This window comes from Bacteroidota bacterium (assembly GCA_020402865.1).
Classification (GTDB): domain Bacteria; phylum Bacteroidota; class Bacteroidia; order Palsa-965; family Palsa-965.
In genome coordinates, this window is the sequence record JADBYT010000014.1 from 1 (window position 1) to 20,433 (window position 20,433).

Sequence of the window (20,433 nt, forward strand, 5' to 3'; positions counted from 1 at the left end):
ACGACCAGTGCAGAAAATCCCCGCTGGCCGTTGAGCCTGCCGAAACGACCAGTGCAAAAATCCCCGCTGGCCGTTGAGCCTGCCGAAACGACCAGTGCAGAAATCCCCGCTGGCCGTTGAGCCCGCCGAAAACAGCCCGCACTAAAATTCAAACGAAAGAAAAGCCGCTGTAACGTCAAGCGGAACCGGAGCGAGACAGCTCCGCTAAAGCACCGCTCGCAATTCAAACTCCACCCCATTCATCTGCACACGTCCGCCCACCTTCTGCCCAAGCAGCTTCACCCCCAGCGGCGATTGCGGCGAAATAACCATTACCTCCTGCCCTGCAACTTTTATCTTGCCCAGCGGCACGGTCAAATAAATAAAGCCTTTGTTGGTATCCAGCAAGTGGCCCGCTGCCACAGCATCGCCGCTTACTGTGGCGTGAAAGCGTTCTAGCTGGGTGCGCTGAGTGCGCACGGCGGTGAGTTGCTGCGCAAGCTTCTCCTGCTCCAGTTGAGCCATGGCCTGTGCCGTTTCATGTTTATCGCCGGCGGTGCTTTTGCCTTCGGCGCCGGCACTGAGTTCGGCGATAGCCTGGAGCATTGAGACTTCGCGTTGCTGTAAAATGTGTCGGCAGGATTCGTAGGCGGTTTGGCGGTTCATATATGGCAATAGTGTATTATTCTTACTTCAGAAAGTATTAATCAATTATTTGCAATAAACACGTTTCAATATTCGTCCAATGTGTGTTGAGATTTAGCGTTCGTACCTTTATCGGATGATCTTTATACATATAATTCAGCCGATAATCTTCATTAATAGTCGGGTACAAAAGCATTCCTGTTGCTTTCAACGATTTATCTGAACCATCCTCCTGATTAATCAGGTAACTAAACAACTGGTATAAATTTACCGGTTTAAGTTTATCGCCAGATTTATTTACATTCATTGTTTCCTTATAAAACTTGGTATCAATAATTATTTTTTCGTTTTCATTTTCAAGTGTAATATCGGTTTGCATTTCGGGTAAATAGGCCGAGTCGTTTATATCAGACGGAATAAATGCCCATTTAATTCCTTCTTTTCTGGCACCGGAAAAACGTGTCTTTTCAATCCGGTAAAAATTACGTACAAAAGCCTCAAACAAGAGTGCCATTTTCTTTTCATCGCGGGTGAAATCAGAAAACTGATAATTCCCTTTCTTTTCAGTAGGCAAAGTACTCTCAAAAACTATCTGACATATATTCATGACAAAAGCATAGAAACTGTTATTTCTGTGCAGCCTTACCTGACTGAAATGATGATGCGTAATCTCAATAAATGATACACCATACCACATCCGGCAAAGTGAAAACAATTCTTTTTTTAGCGTGTGGTTTAACAAGTCTGTTTTTAAAAGACGGTTAAGTGTGGAAAATAATATCTGATTGGGCAGTATATCGGCCGAAAAATCATCGAAACTGCATATTGTTCGTTGACGATGGATGATATTTTGTTTAAGTGTATCGCTAATCAGAAGTTTACCTTTCACGCCGTACGTTTCTGAAGTAACGTTGATATAATTTTTATCAATCCCACGTTTCAATAACCTTTTTGTGGCACTGATAAGTACTTTGGCGAAAAGATCAGGCAGCGTAGTACTTTGATCTACCGATATTTTTATCCGGTCTTTATCTTCTATCCTGTTCCACGCATAGCAAAGAAGATAGTAAATGTTTTCTACAGGAATGGCCATCAGTTAAGCATCATGTTGATACATTTAGTAATCTTCTCCTGATTATCAAACCATAATTCTTCCAGTAAAGGCTGTAGTTCAAACTTTACCAGTTCCTGCCACCAGATTTTTTCATCGCTGCCGGAAGTAAAGGAGCAGAAATAACTATGCCCGATCTGAAAGCCGATGCCAAGATTTACGTCTTCGGAAATTAATTGATTAACCTGCCCGACAGATTTACAGATATGTGTAATTATATCCCTGCTCAATCCTTTTGCAGCCATAAACTGGCTGAAATTTTCGTCGAAAACAGGCGATAAGGATACAAAGGCAAATCTTCGTCTGAGCGCATAATCAACAATTGCCAGCGAGCGGTCGGCGGTATTCATTGTTCCGATGATATACAGGTTTTCGGGAACATAAAACCGGGCTTCATCTTCTGAATAAGTAAGTTTGAGTGCGAATTTTTTATTGCGTTTATCTGCTTCAATAAGCATTAAAAGCTCCCCGAATATTTTGCTGAGATTTCCCCGGTTTATTTCATCAATGATAAAAAAGAAAGGTCTTTCAGGATGAGCCATTGCCCGCTGACAAAAAGAATAAAAAATACCGTCGCGCAGATCAAAACCACCTTTCAGCGTTGGCCTTATGCCTTGAACAAAATCTTCGTAACTGAATGACTGGTGGAATTGCACCATTTCTATATTCGAGTCCCTGACTTCGTGCATTATTTCGTAGGCGATTTTACGGGCAATAAACGTTTTACCTACACCGGGAGGTCCCTGCAAAATGATATTTTTCTTTCTTAGGAGCTGCTTTACTGCTTCCGAAAATTCCGCCTCTGCAATAAAAGGTTTATCTGCATCGTCAGAAAAATTATATGGGCTTATGTGTTCAGGTAATGCTTTGGCGGAGCTGTTTTTGGCATCAATTATTTCCCGTATAACCTCATATTCTGCTTCGGTAAGCCTGAATAAACTTCCCTGATTATTTATAAATACCTCGCAGTTTTCTAAGTCAGGATTGTGTTTAAGATCGTTCCAGCTTACCGGAATTTCCAATTTTTCAATCAGCTCAAACTCAATTTCTTCTCCCTGGCCACTATTATGCAATCCTTTGGTAACCTGATAAATGGCTTTAATTTGTTTGGTAGGCGAACTTTCGTAGCCAATAATAAGATCGCCGGGACTTACGGCCTCAAAGTATTTATAGATGCGTCTTTTATTTCCTTTTTCATTGTGCGATGTATAGGTTTGCTTTTGTCCCTCGGCGTGGTTGCTTATGCTCCATATATTAGGATTGGCATTGAGCCACCAGAAATTTAATTCCTTAGGAATCTCCTCTGTTTCAGTTTCCGGTTCAACAGTCTGGTCAGGCGAAAGCGGTGCAGGTACGTCGTTTTTATAATTCAGGAAGTTTGCCTCCAATACTTCGGTAAGTTCCGGATACAAACGCACGTATTCCGAAAAAATAAGGTCGTGTTTAATTGTGGGACTGAATGTATCGAGGCGAAACAGGTTCTTCTTTTGATCTTTAGTACCGGCCTTGTACAGATATGACTTATCGGTGAGCCATTTTACCTTGCGTCTATGCTTAAACCCGGCGGCTGACTCGTCAAAATAGTAATCACCTTCAATTACACCGATCCCCAAACAGGTATTGGCGCCTTTACTGGCAAAAACCACATCGCCTATCGCTGCTGTTTTGAAAAGCCATGAGTTCCATGATTTATTCGAACTATCGTCGGCATTTAACCCTAAGGCAATATTCATTTCTGCCCGGGAAGAGAAATTATTGAGGTTAGCCAAGTCAAAATCTATTGCAACAATACCCTCTTTATAAAATCGCTCCCACTCCGAAGCCTGATTACCTGGGGCAAATTTGAAATAGTTCCTGCTGGTATTATTTAATCGAAGTACATCGTCTTTGCAGCCATCAAGTATATTGAATGCCGACTCATAACTATTTATTTCGGTTAGGTCATGTTTATGTTCATCTCTCACCGATGCTCCGGATAGTATTCCGGCTTCAGACTTGGTTCCGAGGCGTAAAAAAAGTTGAAAGGCATCTTTGTGTGATTCTTTAACTTTAGGATATAATGCAATCCAGCAAAAATGACTCCCAAAGTTAGAGGGGCCGTCAAAGTCAACCCAATGGTACGTATAATCCGGCAACTGTAATTTCTTTAGAAGATCATTGCAAAGCTGCTCCAGATACATTTGCACTGTTTCTTTCTCCTTTCCCCACTTTTTCCTGTAAAAAAAAGTATAAAATACACTCCACGGTTTCTGCCAGTTGGCAAACATATCGCGCTGTCCAGACTGATATTTTTCAAGCTCCGTTATCAATCCTTCCGGTAAGTGAGCAAAGTAGTTTGCATCCTTTTCCCTGATGTGTTTTTTTATTTCTTCCGTCTTTTGTTCCGTAATAAGTTCTCCCCTCAATAACTGCCTCGCAAGCTCGGCCCTGAGTAAATTTACCGGCTGAAATCCGCTTTTAGTATCGCCATATTCGTTTACCACTTCCTGCAATACTTCAGCCGGAAGCGCATTTACGACTTCATAAAGTGAGGCTGTATTGCGCGAATAATGTTCAAATTTTGAAGCAAGTTTAGTGATATACTGAAATTGTATTTCCATATTCCGGTGTTTCTTATTAATAAATAGTTAACGACTTATACCTGTCAATAAACCGACTTAAAAATACTGATTTGAATTCAATAAATTCTCTATTAAAGTATATCCGATAATTCTAAAAATAGCCATACAATCTCCAACTACGTTCTTTCATTTAAGGCAAAGAAATACTATTAAGCTGTACCCGTACTATATGATGTAACGGCAGGATTCGTAGGCGGTTTGGCGGTTCATGGAGGGTAAGATAACAACGTAATATCAGCACAAAATAACTATCAGCAACTACTTCTCAACCCACATTGTATCTGTAAGCACGGGAGAATTACTACGCTGCGCACGGAACAAATAATAATTGTTTGTGCCATGCATGATTTGTACACGAAGCGGAATTTTCTTTCGCTCATTAATGCTGCTGTCTGAAGAAGGGAATGTAGTGCTTAGCAAATACAACTCACAGGTACATTCATTTACCCAGTTTACACGGTAGTGCGCACGATACCCTGTGGACTTTTCTGTTTCGATTTGAGCAGTATCCTGTCTTTGTATAATATGACGGTACTCTTTCCCATCGCGTACAAACCGATACAGGAAATTTCCGTTTTTATATTTCGTACACTTTGCAGATGTAGTTGTATCACTGCAGGCAGCCACGAACATGAATGAAATAGATATTCCGTTAATTAATAACGAAGAGACACGAAAATTACTACGCGGGATTATTCTCATACAGTAGCAAAATCAACTCCTACAACCCCTTCACCAGCTTCCGCTCAAACGTGCCGCCTTCTGAGCGCACCTGCAAAATGTACACGCCTTCAGCCACATAATTTGCGGCACTCATGTTGAATACATTGGTAGTGCCTCCGGCGGCAAAAAGCTGGCGGTCTTCCACTACACGGCCGGTGGCATCGGTAATGGTAATTTGCAGCCACTGATCGGTTACGGAATAAAAGCTGAAACTCATTTCGTTGCCGAAGGGATTGGGGCCGCTCATAATCAGCTGGTCGCTGCCGCCTACGTTATTCGGATTGCCATTGAGGCTGAGGTTTGCGGCGCAGAAATCGGGTTTGCCGTAGCCGAGGTAGGTGTCGGGCGCGGTGTACTGGCTGGCGCTTTGTTTAATAATGTCCATGAGCTGCACGTTGGTCATGGTGGGATGCGCCTGCCACAAACAGGCCACCAAGCCGCAAAGCACAGGCGAGGCAAAGGAAGTACCGTTGCCGGTAAATGTGCCGCCGCTTGTGCCGGCCACTACGGTGCTTTGGCCTTGTGCGGCCACGTCGGGTTTCACATCGTTATCGGCACTGGGGCCGCGGGAACTGAAGCTGGCGTAGTTGCCAGCCGGATCCACCGCACCAACGGCCAGAATGCTGTCGGCATCGGCCGGAGCGCCAATGTAAAACCATGCGCTGGAGCCGGAGTTGCCTGCACTGTTGCACACCACCATGCCGCGCGAAGCCGCAAAATCAGCCGCACGGCTGCTGGGTGCAGTGTTGCCGTCCATATCGGCATAGGTGTGGTTTTGCGCCGGATCATCAAACGTGGTGTAGCCGAGCGATGAGTTGATTACATCAGCGCCCACACTGTCGGCATATTCTGCGGCGGCGGCCCAGAAGTACTCCTCCACAATATTTTCGGTGGGCGCATCCTCACTGCGCAGCAGCCAGTACGAGGCTTCGGGCGCTGTGCCTACAAGCTCGCCCGGCAGGTTGGCGCCCATGCACGAAAGCACGTAGGTACCGTGCGTATTGTCTTCGTACACCGAGGTGTCGTTCATTACAAAATCCCAGGTACCCAGTATGCGGTTGTGTGCACGCAGCGTATCAAACGCGGTCATGTTGTTCACATTATTAAAACCGGCATCAATTACCGCAATCACCATTCCCGCACCACGGTAGCCGGAGTTGTGCAGGCACACGCCGCCAATCATATCAATCTGATTAAATGAGCCGCCGTAGTTGAGCATGGTCGGACTCACATTCACATTGCGTTGTGCCGAAGGCGGAGCCGTTGAAATCGTTTCGGCGGCCCATTTATCGGTTTCAGCGGCTGATGCGTTGCGCTGTGCAATTTGCTGCGTATTTACCACAAACGGCAACGCGGCAATGGCATTAAGCGCATTGGTATCGTTTGTAATAATTACCACGCCGTTCAGCCATTTCGAGCGGGCGCGCACCGTTACGCCGGTTGCCGCCACGGCATTGATGTAGGCAGGTGTAACCGGCAAATCGAGCGAGTCGATGGCAAGTCCCTGTGCCGTGCGGCGGTTCAGTGCCCGCGCCGAAAGGTAGGCCGACGGATTAGCCAGTGTGTAAGTCGCATTGCCTTTATCGCTGAACTGCACCCAGTAGCGGGTTTGTGCTGCGGCTTCGGCCACTGAGGCAAGGAATAAAATGGCGAGTAAGAGTTTCTTCATTTCAGCGTGTTTATGCGTTCGGCGTGAATATGCCGGTTTATCAAATATGTAGTTTACCAGCCGCTTTATCAAGCGCGTTTTTACAACCGGCCTCAATGCTTTCACCAGCGGCAATTTACTGATGCCCCCATTCCACCACCTTTGCCCGATACACAAGTCCGCCCGCAATGCGCGTAAGCACCGAGCTGGGCGCAAGCGTGGTATCAAACACATCCACCACCTGCTTTTCAATCAGGCCGGTGTTCCGGGCATAGCGTTCGGTGTAAAGTTTATAGTAAAGGCGGTTGGTATCGGCTTTCTGGATAATGAGTGCGGTGGAATCGAAATTCAGACTGTTGAGTGAGTACGGCTCATCGGCGGCGGTGCATTTGTAGATCCAGCTTCCGAGCGTGTTAAAGCTGTTGCCGTCCCACGAATTTCCGCTGCGCAGCGGGAAATTCAGCCGCACATAGCGCACATTTTCCTCCACACGCTCATACGTGGTTGCTGTGCGCTGCGCACTCCACACGCGCGCCAGTGTCCACGGCAGATTACTGTAGGGCACGGTGTCGTTGTAGTAACGCACATAACGCTCAAGGCGCTGCGCAGGGCGGCCCTCGTTGTCGGCAAAAACCGATTCGATGATTTCTTTCAGCTGATAGCGGTAATGTACGGTATCGCCGTTGAAATCGTTATATACAATCGAATCCACCTCGTAAATCACATAATCGCCGGGCGTGGTGCGTACGTAGTTGTAGCCGGTATCGGGCACGGGCTGTTCATCGGGCTTGCAGGCAGCCAGCGGGGCAAGGGCAAACACGATGTAGAGGAGTTTTTTCACCGACTCTAATTTACTGCAAATTGGGCAAAGGTTCGCCGGGGTTTGAGCGGTCAATGAAACCGCCGCCCACTAAATCATCACCTTCATAAAACACGGCGCTCTGGCCCGGCGCCACACCACTCACCGGCTGGTGAAACATGGCGCTTACACGGCCGTTTTCCTCGCGCAGCGTGGCTATGCTGCCTGCGTCTTTGTAGCGGATTTTGGTTAATCCTTCAAAGCCTTCGGGCAATGCGGCATATTTTACAAGGTTGTAATCGCGCACCCACATGTGCTGGCGCTCGAGTTCGAGTTTGGTGCCCAGCATTACCGTGTTGGTTTCGGGAATGATCTGGGTGACAAACATGGGTTCGCCAAGCGCAATTTCGAGGCCTTTGCGCTGGCCAATGGTGTAAAACGGATAGCCTTTGTGCTTGCCCACCACAGTGCCGTCGGCCAGCACGAAATTGCCGCCGTCCACTTTTTCTTCCAGCCCCGGTACACGGCGGCGAAGGAAAGCGCGGTAGTCGTTGTCGGGCACAAAGCAAATTTCGTAGCTCTCACTTTTGTTGGCCAGTTCGGCATAGCCCGCGTCGAACGCCATCTGGCGGATTTCGGCTTTGCGGAATTTGCCAAGCGGAAAAATGGTGCGGCGCAAACTGTCCTGCGTAAGGCCCCAAAGCACATACGACTGATCTTTGTTGGCGTCAAGTCCGCGCGAAATTACGTGGCGGCCGTTTTCTTCGCGCACCTGCGCATAATGGCCCGTGGCGATAAACTCGCAGTCGAGCTGATCGGCACGTTTGAGCAGGGCTTCCCATTTAATGTGTGTGTTGCAAAGCACACAAGGATTGGGCGTGCGTCCGGCAAGGTATTCATCCACAAAATTGTCGATGATGTGATTGCCAAACTCGCCGCGTATGTCGAGAATGTAATGCGGGAAGCCGAGATTAACGGCCAGTGTGCGGGCATCGTTTATCGAATCGAGGCTGCAGCAGCCTGTTTCCTTGCGCGATCCGCCGGATGAGGCATAATCCCATGTTTTCATGGTAATGCCAATCACATCATACCCCTCTTCATGCAGCATGAGCGCCGTCACCGAACTGTCGATGCCGCCGCTCATGGCTACAAGTACTTTTCCTTTTTTACTCAATTTATTGTCCTCCCGGCGGCTTTGGTTCGCCGCCACCGTTTTGTTGAACTTCCTGCTGCATTTTCTGCAGTTCTTCGGGCGTAATCAATGTTTCTTCGCCCTGCATGTCGCCGTTTTTCCAGGTCTGCCGGGCCCGCTCTTTTCCGTCGCGCAGATAAAACACCCACACGCCGTCTTTGAGTCCTTTTTTGTAATTGCCCATAATACTGATGCGGCCATCTTCATAATACCATACTGCGCGGCCTTCGGGGTTGCCCATTACAAAAGTGCCTTCGGCTTTTTTCTGCCCTTCAAGATAAAATTCCTGCCAGGCGCCATCCTGCAAATCGTTTTTGTAGGCTTTCTTTTCAAAAACCTTGTTGGTACCGGCGTAGTAGGTTACTGAAAGTCCTTCCTTTTTTCCGGCTTTGTAATTTTCTTCACTCAGCAGCATTTCCTCGCCGTCGTAAAAACGCCAGGTGCTGTCTTTTTGCTGACTGATGTACTTTCCTTCGGCCTGTTTTTTTCCGTTAATCCAGTAAAGCACCACGTAGGTGGTTTTGGCATCGCGGAAAATCATATCGCGCATTACGCGGCCTTCGTTGTCGTAGTAAGTAAACTTACCCACGGGCTGGTCATCTTTAAACTGGCCCACATACACCACAATGCCTTTATCGTCGGTTTTTCGCCAGGGGCCCTGCTTGCGGCCTTTATCATCCACCTTGTTGGGATAACCGTCGGCCGCAGGGGGTTGGGCAAATACGGAAACGGCTGATATACAAAACATCAGCACCAGAATGAGGCGAAAAGGAAGGGTGTTTTTCATTGATAATACAAATTTACGAAGAAACCGGTTAGCTGGCCTTTTTTGAAGTGAAGCAAATTGCAGACCAAATTCATAAGGTGCCTGATATGGATTAGTAACGGGTGGGGGTGAAAATTATTTTTCGTGTAATGGGCTGAGAAACTGTTTAAGAATTATCCTTCGATTTTGTTATGTCCCATTTTCCGTCATACTTCGTTGACTTTTTTGCCCAGATCATCTCCGATATGCGCTGCAAAAGTCGCCTCGTCTGACGAAAAATGGCCTCATAACAAAGTTCAAAAACAATTCTTAAACAGTTTCTTAGGGTAAACCGGAAAGGAAACACATACGATTTGTAAACTAAATCTGTTCAAAAATCAGCATCCGGGTTTTGAAAAGAGGCATTTAACTTCGGCATAACAAACACTTACACATGGCAACCCGTTTCAGCATATACGAGCTTCAGTTAACACATGCGGCGTGCAGGTTAACCGTTCATCACACCGCAGCGCAGGCCACGGTATTTATTCAGCTTACCAGCGGCGAAATTGGCAAATCAGATTTCAAAACCAAATACCGCCACTATTTCTGGCAGTTAAAACTGGGTGGCGGACTGCTGCTTGAAATTCCGGAAAAAAAAGCGGCCGATGAAGAAGCCCTTGAGAAATGGGTAAAAACAATATTCGATGCCGTGGCTGATTTTTCGCGTGCAGGCGGAAACAATGGCGCACAGGAAACCGAAAATAAAAACCGGCTTGGCGATACCGATTATCTTTTCCCCACACATCTTGATTTACAGGAACAACCCAAACGGTTTACCAATAAATTCGAATTCAAAAGCCGTGAACCCGAACCGAACAGCGAGGCCTTGCCGGCAGATAAATCGCTGCCCAAATCGCCGGGATTTGTAGAGCGTGAGGTTTTTTTCGGTACCAACCGGAAATACCTGAGCGATACGGAAACGCTTCAGTTTTCGGCCAAACGCAATGAGCGCAATTTACTGGGCTGTTGCAAAGTGAGTATTCCGGAAAACCATATCACCGGCGAAATTGAGCGCCCCGCCTGGTGGCAGAAACTGGCGGGCGTGCAACCCAATCCGGCCAAACACATTACCATTCTCAGCTCGGTACTGATTGAACGCGATCAGTTTATCGGCAGACTCCGTGAAAACAGCACGTCTGCCGACATGCTGCTGTTTGTGCATGGCTACAATGTGGAGTTTGAAGAAGCCATTTTACGGGCGGCGCAATTAGCATGGGATTTGAATTTTACCGGTTCGGCACTCGCCTACTCCTGGCCCTCGCAGGGCAGCGTAGAAGGCTACTTTGCCGATGAAGCCGCCGCCGAATACTCGCGCCCGCATTTTATGGAGTTTCTGCAAACCCTGCTCAGCGGCACCAGCGAGGGCCGTATTTACATCATTGCACACAGCATGGGCAGCCGCGTGGTAAGCCGCGCACTCGAAAAAATGCACGACACCGGCATACCGTTCGGCCACCGCATCAGCCAGCTCATTTTTGCCGCACCCGATATTGACGCCGCCGTGTTCCGCGAGCAAATCAGCCCGGCCTTTGCCCAGCTCCAGCAAATCACGCTCTATGCGTCCGACAATGACCTCGCCCTGCAGGCCTCACAGAAACTGCGTTTCGAATATCCCCGCGCCGGACAGGCCGGCGCACACATCTGCATACTTAACAAGGTGGATACTATCGACGCATCCGATGTGCGCACCGATTTTCTGGGGCACGGTTACTTTGCCGCCACCCTGCCGCTGCTCAACGATATTCACAGCGTAATTTTCCACGCACAGAAACCCGAAGGGCGCATGCTGAAACAGGTGGCCGCGGGAGGCGTGAAGTATTGGCGGTTTGCGCGGTGATGGGCCTCGTTAAATCTTCAACCACTTAATGGTTGACACGCTGTTCTTACAATGTATCTGAAGGAAATAAATTCCACGCTCAAGCATAGCCACATCAATACGCTGAGCGGTTTGTGCTGCACCCGCCAACCAACTCCCCGAAGCAACCAGCTCTCCCACACTATTATAAATTGTATAGCTGGCATTATCGGCAGATGCACCAGATAATTGTACATCAAGAAATTCACTCGCCGGATTGGGTGAAAGTGAACCTGCGGTTACTGTTGTATTTATTCCCGTAGAAAGCTGCCCTTCGTTATACAGCATTACAATTTCTTCGTAATTAATTGCCCGGTCATACAATCTGAAATCGTCAATCAGTGAGTAAGTCGGGTCGTTAAGCGGGGCATTGCTGCCTCCCAGTTTATTCAGTGTGCGGTAAACCGGTTGCGGAGGATAATTTGTGATGGTAGTGGCAACAAGTATCGTATTCATCCAAATTTCATACTGGTTGCCTCTAACAATATATACAAGGTGTGTCCATGTATTGAGCGGCAATACGTTTGGCGAAAAACAGGCATCACCGTTGCCGTTGCTGTCGTAATTTTCATTGGTGGGGCAGCCATTATAGGAATGAGAAAGTTTGCCCACCACATTATCAATTACATATCCGTTACTGAAATCGTATAAGCGCGGATAAGCTTCTGTTTGTGTTACATTCACCCAGGCACTCACACTGTAATTGCCGTTTACCCAATTGGCAGCAGGCAACCAGATGAAATTGGTATTGCCGGTTACTTCATAACAATGGTTAGGATTTCCGAAACGGTCAGTGCCGTATAAAGCGGTACCGGCAGGTGTACCATGCAGCGCACCTCCTGCATAATCAAGCGTATTACTATCGAGCGGATACCAGGCCGCTAAACTCAATACTGGCACTGCCTGTGCGCTAAGCATCACTGGCAAGGCTGTAAATACACACAAAAAAGCAACTATGGCACGCATATAACGGTTTTCCTGCAAAATTAGCCGGCAGTTGCACCCGGCTCCTGCCGTTTAAGTGCATTTTTGCACACCGCTCAAGCTATCACACAAAGTTAGAGGCTGTTCGATTTTTTTCCTGCCCTCCTCTCCGAATTATCCTTGCAGTTTTTTTTAGAACTCATCTCAAAATTGTTTTTCGAGATTTTTCCAAGTATTTTTTGATATGGCGAATATCATTTCGCAGCGCATAGTTGGGAACTCTGGGCAAGAAAGGATGTGAAGCCAGATCAAAAAAGACGCAGTGAAAAAGCCGGAAGGATAATTTTGAGATGAGTTCTACAATTGTTTCCATGAATCCGCTGCAAAAGCAGACTCAATTCATTTGATCATTCCGGCATACGAAATACAATACAATCCATACCCCGAAAAACGTCCAACCTAAAGGCAAGTAATATACTTTAGCCATTGAGCCGCATGCAGCTTTCAAAAACTCCGCATACCTTTATGCCATGCAACTTCTCACTGCTCTTTCCATCCTCCTCTTCCCCACCCTGCTAAACGCACAACACGACTGGAACCGGGTAAAACCAGTTCGTTTGGCGGCTCCGCAATGGAGTGCGCCCGCTACCACCAAACCCACAGGCACCGGCATGCTCAAACAGGTAAGCATGCAGGCCAATCAGATTACCGATGGTTATGAATGGCGCGTAAAAAATGCCCTGCCCGATTATTTCTGGTCCATACCCAACACCTTCGGTTCTAAAAGCCCGGCCCTGCCGACAACCTATCCCGCATTTTACAACATGCACACCGTTACACTTGCCTGGCACGACAAAGGCATCGTGTATTACGTATATAGCGATTCGTTGCTGTTTGTGGCCGATTCGGCCAGCGGCGATGTGCATTGCGCGTATGATCTGGGCGCATACATGAGCAGTCCGGCCACGCAGCCCGGCGAACAGCGTTTCACGCTTCAGGAAATCCGCTTTGCCCGTCTTGAGGATTCCGTGCTTTACATTGCGGCATTTCATAATACGTATGCCAAAAGTTCGGGTAATCAAAACGGCTACATTACCGCCATACATACCGGTACGCATCAGGTAAAATGGCGTTCGGCAGCACTGGTAAACAATGCCTCCACCTTTGTGCTGCGCAACGGCTACCTGATTTGCGGCTACGGTTTCACGGCCGAACCTGATTTTGTGTATGTGCTCAATGCCAGCTCCGGCGAAGCTGTGGCCTGTGTGCCGGTTAAATCAGGCCCGGAAACAATCTTCGAAAAAGGCAACAAGTTGTATGTGCGCACTTACAACACCGATTATGTGTTTGAAATGAAGTTGCCGAAGAAGAAATAACCCGGCGGTGAATGTGTACGTGTAACCCGGATATTACTTCGGGCGGCGTTTCTGTTGGGAAGACCGGCTCGCCGGCGGCTTTTTTTGAAACCTGCTTTTCCACCAGTAAATACCTCCCGCAACCAGCGAGGCCAAGGTAACGCCGCCCACCAGCAAACCATTTTCATAATCGGCAGCGATTTTCTTTACTTTACGGCGCAGCGATGATTTGCCTTTCGAATTCCACAGCCCGGTATGATAGCTGGCCAGCTCCGGCGGCAGTGAAACGGGCATAATACAAATCGGAATCACTTCAAGCATGTCCTGCTGTGCAAGTTCCATGGCCAGTTGAAATTCTTCATACACGGTGCGGCTGCTATGCACCGAGTGCGGCGAAATAACAAGCACTACCGCCTGCGACTCCTGCAGTTGTTCCATGCTCTTCCTTCGCCAACGGTCGCCGGGAAGAATTGCTTCGTAATCAATTAGCGGTATGCAGCCGCAATCGCGGATAAACTCGCAGATTTCGCGGGCCTGTGCCTGATCGCGGCGGTCGTAGCTGATGAAAATGCGTGCAGAAAACATAAATGATTGTGAATTAATCGGGCATCAGCACCCTCACTTGGGCAGGAGTTCAATAATCGTATTCACAAGTTCTTCGCGGTTTGCGGCAATCTGTTCGGCCTGTTGTTTACGCAGCAGCTCCAGCAAACGCGGTTTCGGATAGGCGCGTGTAAATTCGGGCAAATAGATCGCTGTGGCGTGTGCTCTACCGTTTACATAAATCACAAGCGGACTTTCCGAAAACACGTATTCATTGCCATACGGTTCAATGGCCGACGAATCAATGCCCACCACAAACACCAGCGGCGCATCATATCCAAGCGTAAAGCCGGTTTCAGTTTCAATATGCTTACGCTCGGCCGGAAGCAAACTGAAATTGCCCGAAGTCTGATACACCCTGCGCGATGCGCTGAACAGCGGTACACGATACATGTCTTTTTCTGTACGCAGCCGGCCCAACGATTTTACAAGCGGATATTTTTCGCGCAGTTCAAGCACACCCTTTCCGCTAAACTGTACAAACACAGTTTTCATTTCCGGCACACGCACCGATAAACTGATGTGCCCATCGCTGCGTGAAGGAGCAGAGCGGGCAAGCGTATTGTTTTGCTCATCTACCAGCGTGGCCGTAATGCCACTCAGGGGTGTACCGTTTTTATGCTGAACAACAATTGCGTTGTAATTCAGTTTGTGTGTGCGAAACGGACTGGTAAACTTCATAACCAGCAGCAACGTGATTGCAAGTAACACACACACAGAAATGGCCAGTAATAATATGAGCCAGCGTTTATTTATACGCGAAAGCGCATTGAGCAACTTCACCTGATTATGTGTGGACCAGTCGATAATATTAAAATGATCAAAGCCACCGCTCCCGATGCTTTTGTCGATGCGAACCGGGATAATGTGTTTATTCTTACTGCGGTGAAGTTGCAAGGCCTGCTCAAACTCAAACCGGATACGCCCGTTTTTAGTGAGCGATGTATCCGAAAGCAGCACCACAATCACATCAGCACTGTTCATTTCATTCGTAGTCCGGATCTGCCATTTTTCGCCGGGTTCAATGTTTCGCAAATCCTGAAACGGCTCATGCCCGTGCCCGTAGAGAAAATCAGCAATACGGTCGGCCGCGTCTTTGTCTTCGCGCGCATAACTGATAAACACGCGTTTCTTTCTGAGGTACATGCGGGGTGTGTATTTTCTCCGTAAAGGTGTGGAAGGTGTGGTGAACGGTTATCCGCAGATTTGGGGATATTGAAAAGAAGGTTATTTACAATACAACAAAAATGCTTAGCCAATTTGTTGTAATATGCATTAAAATACTAACTGAAATGAAAAGAAAAACCAAAACCAAATTCGCACCAATTCCCTGGTGCACGGCAAAACGATATGTAAAAAAGTGGCTTCAAGCAAATCCGATAGGTACTACCTGTTATGTCGAACTACCATATTCAGATATTACCAACCTGATTGAACGAAACGATTTAAGTAACGATTCCAATGCCGCAATCAGAATTTACTTAGGTATAAACGATGAAGGAAAACACACCACAGTACTTATTGCTGCACGCACGGCTAAAAATGGCACAGAAGAGGTTGGTAATGATGTGACGCAATACGGCGAAAACTTTGGCACACTTTGCCCTCCATATAATTTTCAGTCCGATGCCCAATCGCTTGCCTCAGTAGCCATGAACGAACTGATAAACCCGGATATCAATATTGACCCGCGTTGCGAAGAGGAAACAATAACTAAAAAAAAAGTTAGCAAAAAGAAATAACAAAAAGCCACCTGCACACTACATGCAGGTGGCTTTAAACTGCGCATTACTTATTATTTAACTCCTCAAGTTCCTGCTGCAGTTTAAGCAGTTCAATTTGTTTTTTGAGTCTTTCAGTCTCATCGGGATTAAGTTTGTCGTACAATCCGACTGCCGCATCGGCTGCTTTTCCCAAACTCTCAGCCGAAGGCGGCTCTCCGTTGATACTTATTTTGGTTAATGCGCCCGTAGTGGGATCAAACTTCACTTCGTATTTCGACTTAAAATGACCAGCTTTGATTGGAAGCTGGGCCACTACTCCGGCCTGCGCCATTAGCAATAAAGTATCTTTTATCACTGCATTTCCTTTCCTTATGGCCACACTTACCTCACCGGGTATATTGTAGTAAAAGCTACCTTGAGATTGACCGTTTTCAGAAGAACCATTTTTTAACTGAAATGGTTTCTTTGTAATACTTACTGCGTATTTTACACCTTCAGTTTTTGATCTGAAATCAGCAGGCAGGTCAACTGAATCTGATGATGCTTTTAATCCACTCTTTTTATCAAATGCAAAAAGTGTTTTTGTTTCACCGGGATTTGATAATACAAATTTCAGCTTAATTGTTCTGATGCGTTCTTTGCCTACAATCTGAACTTCAATATCCTGCATTTTCTTTGTAATTGCCTCATTCATGAGTTTGAAGGTCTCGGCTGTTAACGCAAACTTTGATTGGTTAGAAATAAGATCGACTTGATTATTCTTCAATCTTTCATATTCTTTTTGAAGCTCATCCACTTTGTTTTTTCTATTTAGGAAATCTTTGCCTTGCTCAGGTACAGAAGAAGTTGTATCTTTTTTTGATTGTGATTGTGATTGTGATCTTGAACGTGATATTATTTTTTCATCAACACCGCGTGCCATCCCACCCATCGATGGCAGTGGTAAAAACTTAGCCGCCAGTTCGGCGCCAAACTTGATTACCTCAGTAACTACTTCAACAGATTGATCCTTACTTTCTACTGTAGCAGCTGCAGGAATTCCGTTTCCGTTGCTCTCGTAGGTTAAATTAATTGTTCGCAATAAGCGTGGTTTTATTTCCACAAAATACCACTGGCTTTGATCGGCAACCGCCACATTAGCAATTGAAATATTCTCAATCTTAAAACTACTATCGCGTTTGTATTTCCAGCCAAACTGACTCGCAAATTCAGGATACGCAGCATCAATTCCCACATCCGTTCGGGACACAGTTACATTCACCACCACTTCATTCTTGGGCAAACAGTAATAAATTCCTTTTTTTACCGGAATATCTCCACCTGCCTCTTTGGTAACCGGTGGCACTGCGGCACAAGACCAGGCTAGTGTGATAAGCAGTATCATTACTGCGGTTAGTTCTTTTTTCATGTGAAGGAGTTTTTAGTTATGCCCGCAAGGTATTTCAAGCAATTACCTGTTTGCGGAGGCATTTCAAGCACAAACTCAACTACGTGATAAACAATATATTAAATGCGCCGCCCGTGAAAAACACCCTCCTCGGAAACAGTTCTACCCGGTGTGGTACACAGGTATAATTTCAATCAATAAGATGGCATGACTGTACAAGTGTCGTTCGTCCAAATTATATTAATACTCGTTACTATTTGTGAATTAAGTACAGGTAAAAGAGGAAAACTTACGCCTCCTCACAACCTTACTTTTCTCTTCCAAAACCCGGTATTAACTGCCCTTTTTTAAAGAGCTGATACGCTTTTTCTATCTCATCATTAGTTAGACTAATAAAATAATTCTCCTTACTGATTTTGACATTTTTACCTACACTCTTTAAATAATTTATATTAATTTTTTTAAGTAAATCATTTGCTATATCACTCACATTCTCGCATTGCTGTGCCTCCCATAGTATTGATTTAATGTAATGTGCCACAAATATGCGGGCCAATACTTCTGCATCTTTCTTTTTCCCTTTTTGCGTTAAACCATTCTTAGTTTCATTTTTATTTAAAAAATTCACAGAGTAAGGATCATGCTCACCAACAAAAAGTGGAGTAACAACATCGCGTAATAAATTTGAAGGGTTAAAGAAGCCCATTACCGGTAACCATTCAATCTTATTTTTTGATTTTTAACTTTTTCTAACTTCAGAAATCGTTCTCTTTTTTTCTTTTACAAACAAAATCATATGTTCGTTGTGCAACCACCAGGGAAGATAATGAATATGATGCTTAGCTTCTTTCAGGAGTTTAAGTGAATCTGCGTCTTGTGAGATTTTCCGAGTTTTCTCATCCTCACTTTTGCTAAACCTACTGAATGATAAATGCTTATAATCGGCTTGAATAATTACGAACTTTTTTTCAAGCAGAATTTGTTGCAAATTTTTATCATGAGGAATCAACATTGTTCCATTCTCAGTAATCGCAAATGCATAATCCCACTCCGAAGCATGTAAAATTACTGAAGCCAGTCGCTGTCTGAAAGCCAGCGATGTGGTGAGATATTCGGCCTGACTGAATTTAGCTCTATGTTTTAATTCCGGATCATTATTAATAATCTCATGGCTATAAAAATAATCGGCAATACTTAAATTGAAATATGAAAGTGCGTTAACAAGTTTGCTACTTACTTCAGGGCTTACTTCATTTATAAGTCGTAAAGCCATTGCCGCATACCTTTGACTGTAAACATGAGGGGATTTAGTGTTTTTTTTATTTCGATTTTTTTTCTTGTCTCTGTCAGTTTCGGCAAAGACATCAAATTTCTGAAGTTTATTTGTGAATAAAATGTGTTTAGCGTTGTAGTATTTCGGACGTGTTAAGCTTTGAGAAAGTAAATCCAAACTTATTGATACTTTGGGCTCTTTTTCCTCTGCCCGTTTTAATATTTTTTTGTTTATCTCTATCCATTCTTTCATCTTCCATACGTTCCTTCCATAGCCATATTCTTCAAGTCCTATTTTCTCCATTAAATCCACAAGCGTTTCTTCGAGAGGATACATATAACCTTTAATCTTCCCGTCATCTGATTCGTGAATCAGACGTCTTCTAAGATCCTGAAAACGTGAATAAAAAAGGGAAATACGATTGTTGTAGATTTGCCCCATACCCAATAATCCCTCCTTATTTCGTGTACAGATCAAAGCGAGATTAAACAGTATTTGATCACGGAAGTAGATAAGCAACTCCACTGAATCGGGCAAAATGGGAGATGAGCGTTTAAATATTAAGTCAGTCAATTCGTGCCGTGTAATGGGGCCGGGCTGATAAAATTCCTTAAACTGCTCATTTATCTTTTTATAAATCAAATGAAGGCGCCCTCCAATGTTTTGTGTACTGTTTGCCGGGTCAATTGGAATAAAATAAACTTCTTCGGCCTGAATTGCATCTTTTTCAATGGTTCCGGTAGTATTTGCCCCGGGAACGTTGAATTTCTGGCAAAGCTCGGTCTGCTTTTCTTCATAAGTTTTATTTCCCTGCAGATCAAAATAATAGATAATCAGCTTTGTTTTTCGTAAATGACTTTCTTTAACCTGTGGATATAATTCACTCAATATTCTGTTCAATTCAAGACTTTGCATACCAAAACCCAGAATAAGCAAATTAACCTGTTCACAAGCCTCTCTTCGCGTATCATCTTCTGTGGGCGTATCAATGATTGTTCCCGATAACAATTTCCTTAAAAAAGACTGTATCTGAAGCGGAACTTCATAATAGTCTTCACGAGTAAACCGAAGTGTACTTTTATGACTGAATGTTCCGTGAGGTTTAATATAAATCGGTCTTTTCAGCTTTCTCTTTTCAACCAGACTATTAAAGTTATCGGGGCATTCACCATCAGAAATTACACGAATAAAATTATCCTTCCCTGTTTCCTGTAGTATTGACTCATCTAATAATTCATCAAAATTGAAATTTATAATCACATCCAGAAAACGATGCCGGAACATATGGGCCAGCAATTCGTAATTAAGTGAAACGGCATGGCGATAACCGAAATGACGTATAATATCGTCATGAACATCAAATAACTGACTCAGGTAATACAGTTTGGTTTCGAAATCATTTTCATCAAGTTTATATACTGTACGAACATGCTCAAGTTCCCATTTCATCTGCTTTCTGATTGCTTTTCCTGCTTCAGAATCATCAGCCAGATTCAGATACTTTTTTTCAATTTCCGCAGCAGCTTCTCCGGCCAGATATAGCCCCACTGCTTCTTTTGATGCACCAGCACCAATGATAGCAATAAACCGTTCGCCCCTGAATGCCTGATGTTCAGATACATTATTAGGCAGCTTATTGTTAAGCACCCTGTAGCGTTCTTCATTTCCTGAATTTCGGGGCAAAGAAGCATTAATCCAATTTACAGCAAGCTTGTAAGCCAAACTGTTCAACACAGCTTCTACCGGATCATTTTTACCTGATGAAAATGTAGCATTCATAAGAATT

17 protein-coding genes are annotated in these 20,433 nt (G+C 45.2%); 3 read left to right on the plus strand and 14 right to left on the minus strand.

Annotated elements, in window-relative coordinates:
* Window positions 1–204: 204 nt before the first annotated feature.
* The 8 genes from IM638_10665 to IM638_10700 all read right to left on the minus strand — a co-directional run bounded on the left by IM638_10665 (window position 205) and on the right by IM638_10700 (window position 9,505).
* Window positions 205–585 (minus strand): 3-oxoacyl-ACP synthase, encoded by a 381-nt coding sequence (locus tag IM638_10665; GenBank protein MCA6363490.1) that lies wholly within the window; start codon window positions 583–585, stop codon window positions 205–207.
* A gap of 97 nt (window positions 586–682) precedes the next feature.
* Window positions 683–1,717 (minus strand): restriction endonuclease, encoded by a 1,035-nt coding sequence (locus IM638_10670; GenBank protein ID MCA6363491.1) that lies wholly within the window; start codon window positions 1,715–1,717, stop codon window positions 683–685.
* A complete protein-coding gene (locus tag IM638_10675; GenBank protein MCA6363492.1) occupies window positions 1,717–2,751 on the minus strand; it encodes an AAA family ATPase in 1,035 nt (344 codons plus the stop codon). The genes IM638_10670 and IM638_10675 overlap by 1 nt, the downstream gene beginning before the upstream one ends.
* A 1,863-nt stretch (window positions 2,752–4,614) precedes the next feature.
* Window positions 4,615–4,989: a hypothetical protein gene (locus tag IM638_10680; GenBank protein MCA6363493.1), complete on the minus strand. Its 375-nt coding sequence runs from the start codon at window positions 4,987–4,989 to the stop codon at window positions 4,615–4,617.
* 88 nt (window positions 4,990–5,077) lie between these two features.
* Entirely contained in the window at window positions 5,078–6,748 is a 1,671-nt protein-coding gene (locus IM638_10685; protein ID MCA6363494.1) for a S8 family serine peptidase, read from the minus strand.
* A 115-nt stretch (window positions 6,749–6,863) separates the two neighbouring features.
* A complete protein-coding gene (locus tag IM638_10690) occupies window positions 6,864–7,568 on the minus strand; it encodes a hypothetical protein (protein MCA6363495.1) in 705 nt (234 codons plus the stop codon).
* Between the two features lie 10 nt (window positions 7,569–7,578).
* Complete coding sequence (gene mnmA / locus IM638_10695) at window positions 7,579–8,700, minus strand: tRNA 2-thiouridine(34) synthase MnmA (GenBank protein ID MCA6363496.1); 1,122 nt, start codon at window positions 8,698–8,700, stop codon at window positions 7,579–7,581.
* 1 nt (window position 8,701) lies between these two features.
* The gene (locus IM638_10700) at window positions 8,702–9,505 is read right to left on the minus strand and encodes a toxin-antitoxin system YwqK family antitoxin (protein MCA6363497.1); all 804 of its coding nucleotides are present in this window, start codon (window positions 9,503–9,505) and stop codon (window positions 8,702–8,704) included.
* A gap of 412 nt (window positions 9,506–9,917) precedes the next feature.
* Between IM638_10700 and IM638_10705 the strand changes: the two genes are divergently transcribed.
* Window positions 9,918–11,363, plus strand: a complete 1,446-nt coding sequence (locus IM638_10705; GenBank protein MCA6363498.1) for an alpha/beta fold hydrolase — start codon at window positions 9,918–9,920, stop codon at window positions 11,361–11,363.
* A gap of 9 nt (window positions 11,364–11,372) precedes the next feature.
* Here the strand turns inward: IM638_10705 and IM638_10710 are convergent, their stop codons facing one another.
* Window positions 11,373–12,347 (minus strand): T9SS type A sorting domain-containing protein, encoded by a 975-nt coding sequence (locus IM638_10710; protein ID MCA6363499.1) that lies wholly within the window; start codon window positions 12,345–12,347, stop codon window positions 11,373–11,375.
* A gap of 488 nt (window positions 12,348–12,835) precedes the next feature.
* Here IM638_10710 and IM638_10715 point away from each other — a divergent pair, with 488 nt between their 5' ends.
* Window positions 12,836–13,681, plus strand: coding sequence for a hypothetical protein (locus tag IM638_10715; protein MCA6363500.1), 846 nt, complete (start codon window positions 12,836–12,838; stop codon window positions 13,679–13,681).
* 33 nt (window positions 13,682–13,714) lie between these two features.
* Here the strand turns inward: IM638_10715 and IM638_10720 are convergent, their stop codons facing one another.
* Both IM638_10720 and IM638_10725 read right to left on the minus strand, forming a co-directional pair.
* A complete protein-coding gene (locus tag IM638_10720) occupies window positions 13,715–14,245 on the minus strand; it encodes a toll/interleukin-1 receptor domain-containing protein (protein ID MCA6363501.1) in 531 nt (176 codons plus the stop codon).
* A 33-nt stretch (window positions 14,246–14,278) separates the two neighbouring features.
* Window positions 14,279–15,409 carry a toll/interleukin-1 receptor domain-containing protein gene (locus IM638_10725; protein MCA6363502.1) on the minus strand — a complete coding sequence of 377 codons (1,131 nt, stop codon included), beginning with the start codon at window positions 15,407–15,409 and terminating at the stop codon, window positions 14,279–14,281.
* Between the two features lie 146 nt (window positions 15,410–15,555).
* On the opposite strand from IM638_10725, the gene IM638_10730 reads away from it, so the two are divergent.
* Complete coding sequence (locus tag IM638_10730) at window positions 15,556–16,005, plus strand: hypothetical protein (protein MCA6363503.1); 450 nt, start codon at window positions 15,556–15,558, stop codon at window positions 16,003–16,005.
* A 46-nt stretch (window positions 16,006–16,051) separates the two neighbouring features.
* Here the strand turns inward: IM638_10730 and IM638_10735 are convergent, their stop codons facing one another.
* The 3 genes from IM638_10735 to IM638_10745 form a co-directional block, all read right to left on the minus strand.
* On the minus strand, window positions 16,052–17,395 hold the full coding sequence (locus IM638_10735) for a DUF4831 family protein (protein ID MCA6363504.1): 1,344 nt from the start codon (window positions 17,393–17,395) through the stop codon (window positions 16,052–16,054).
* Between the two features lie 286 nt (window positions 17,396–17,681).
* On the minus strand, window positions 17,682–18,080 hold the full coding sequence (locus tag IM638_10740; protein ID MCA6363505.1) for a hypothetical protein: 399 nt from the start codon (window positions 18,078–18,080) through the stop codon (window positions 17,682–17,684).
* 33 nt (window positions 18,081–18,113) lie between these two features.
* Window positions 18,114–20,426 carry an SIR2 family protein gene (locus IM638_10745; GenBank protein MCA6363506.1) on the minus strand — a complete coding sequence of 771 codons (2,313 nt, stop codon included), beginning with the start codon at window positions 20,424–20,426 and terminating at the stop codon, window positions 18,114–18,116.
* Window positions 20,427–20,433 lie beyond the last annotated feature (7 nt).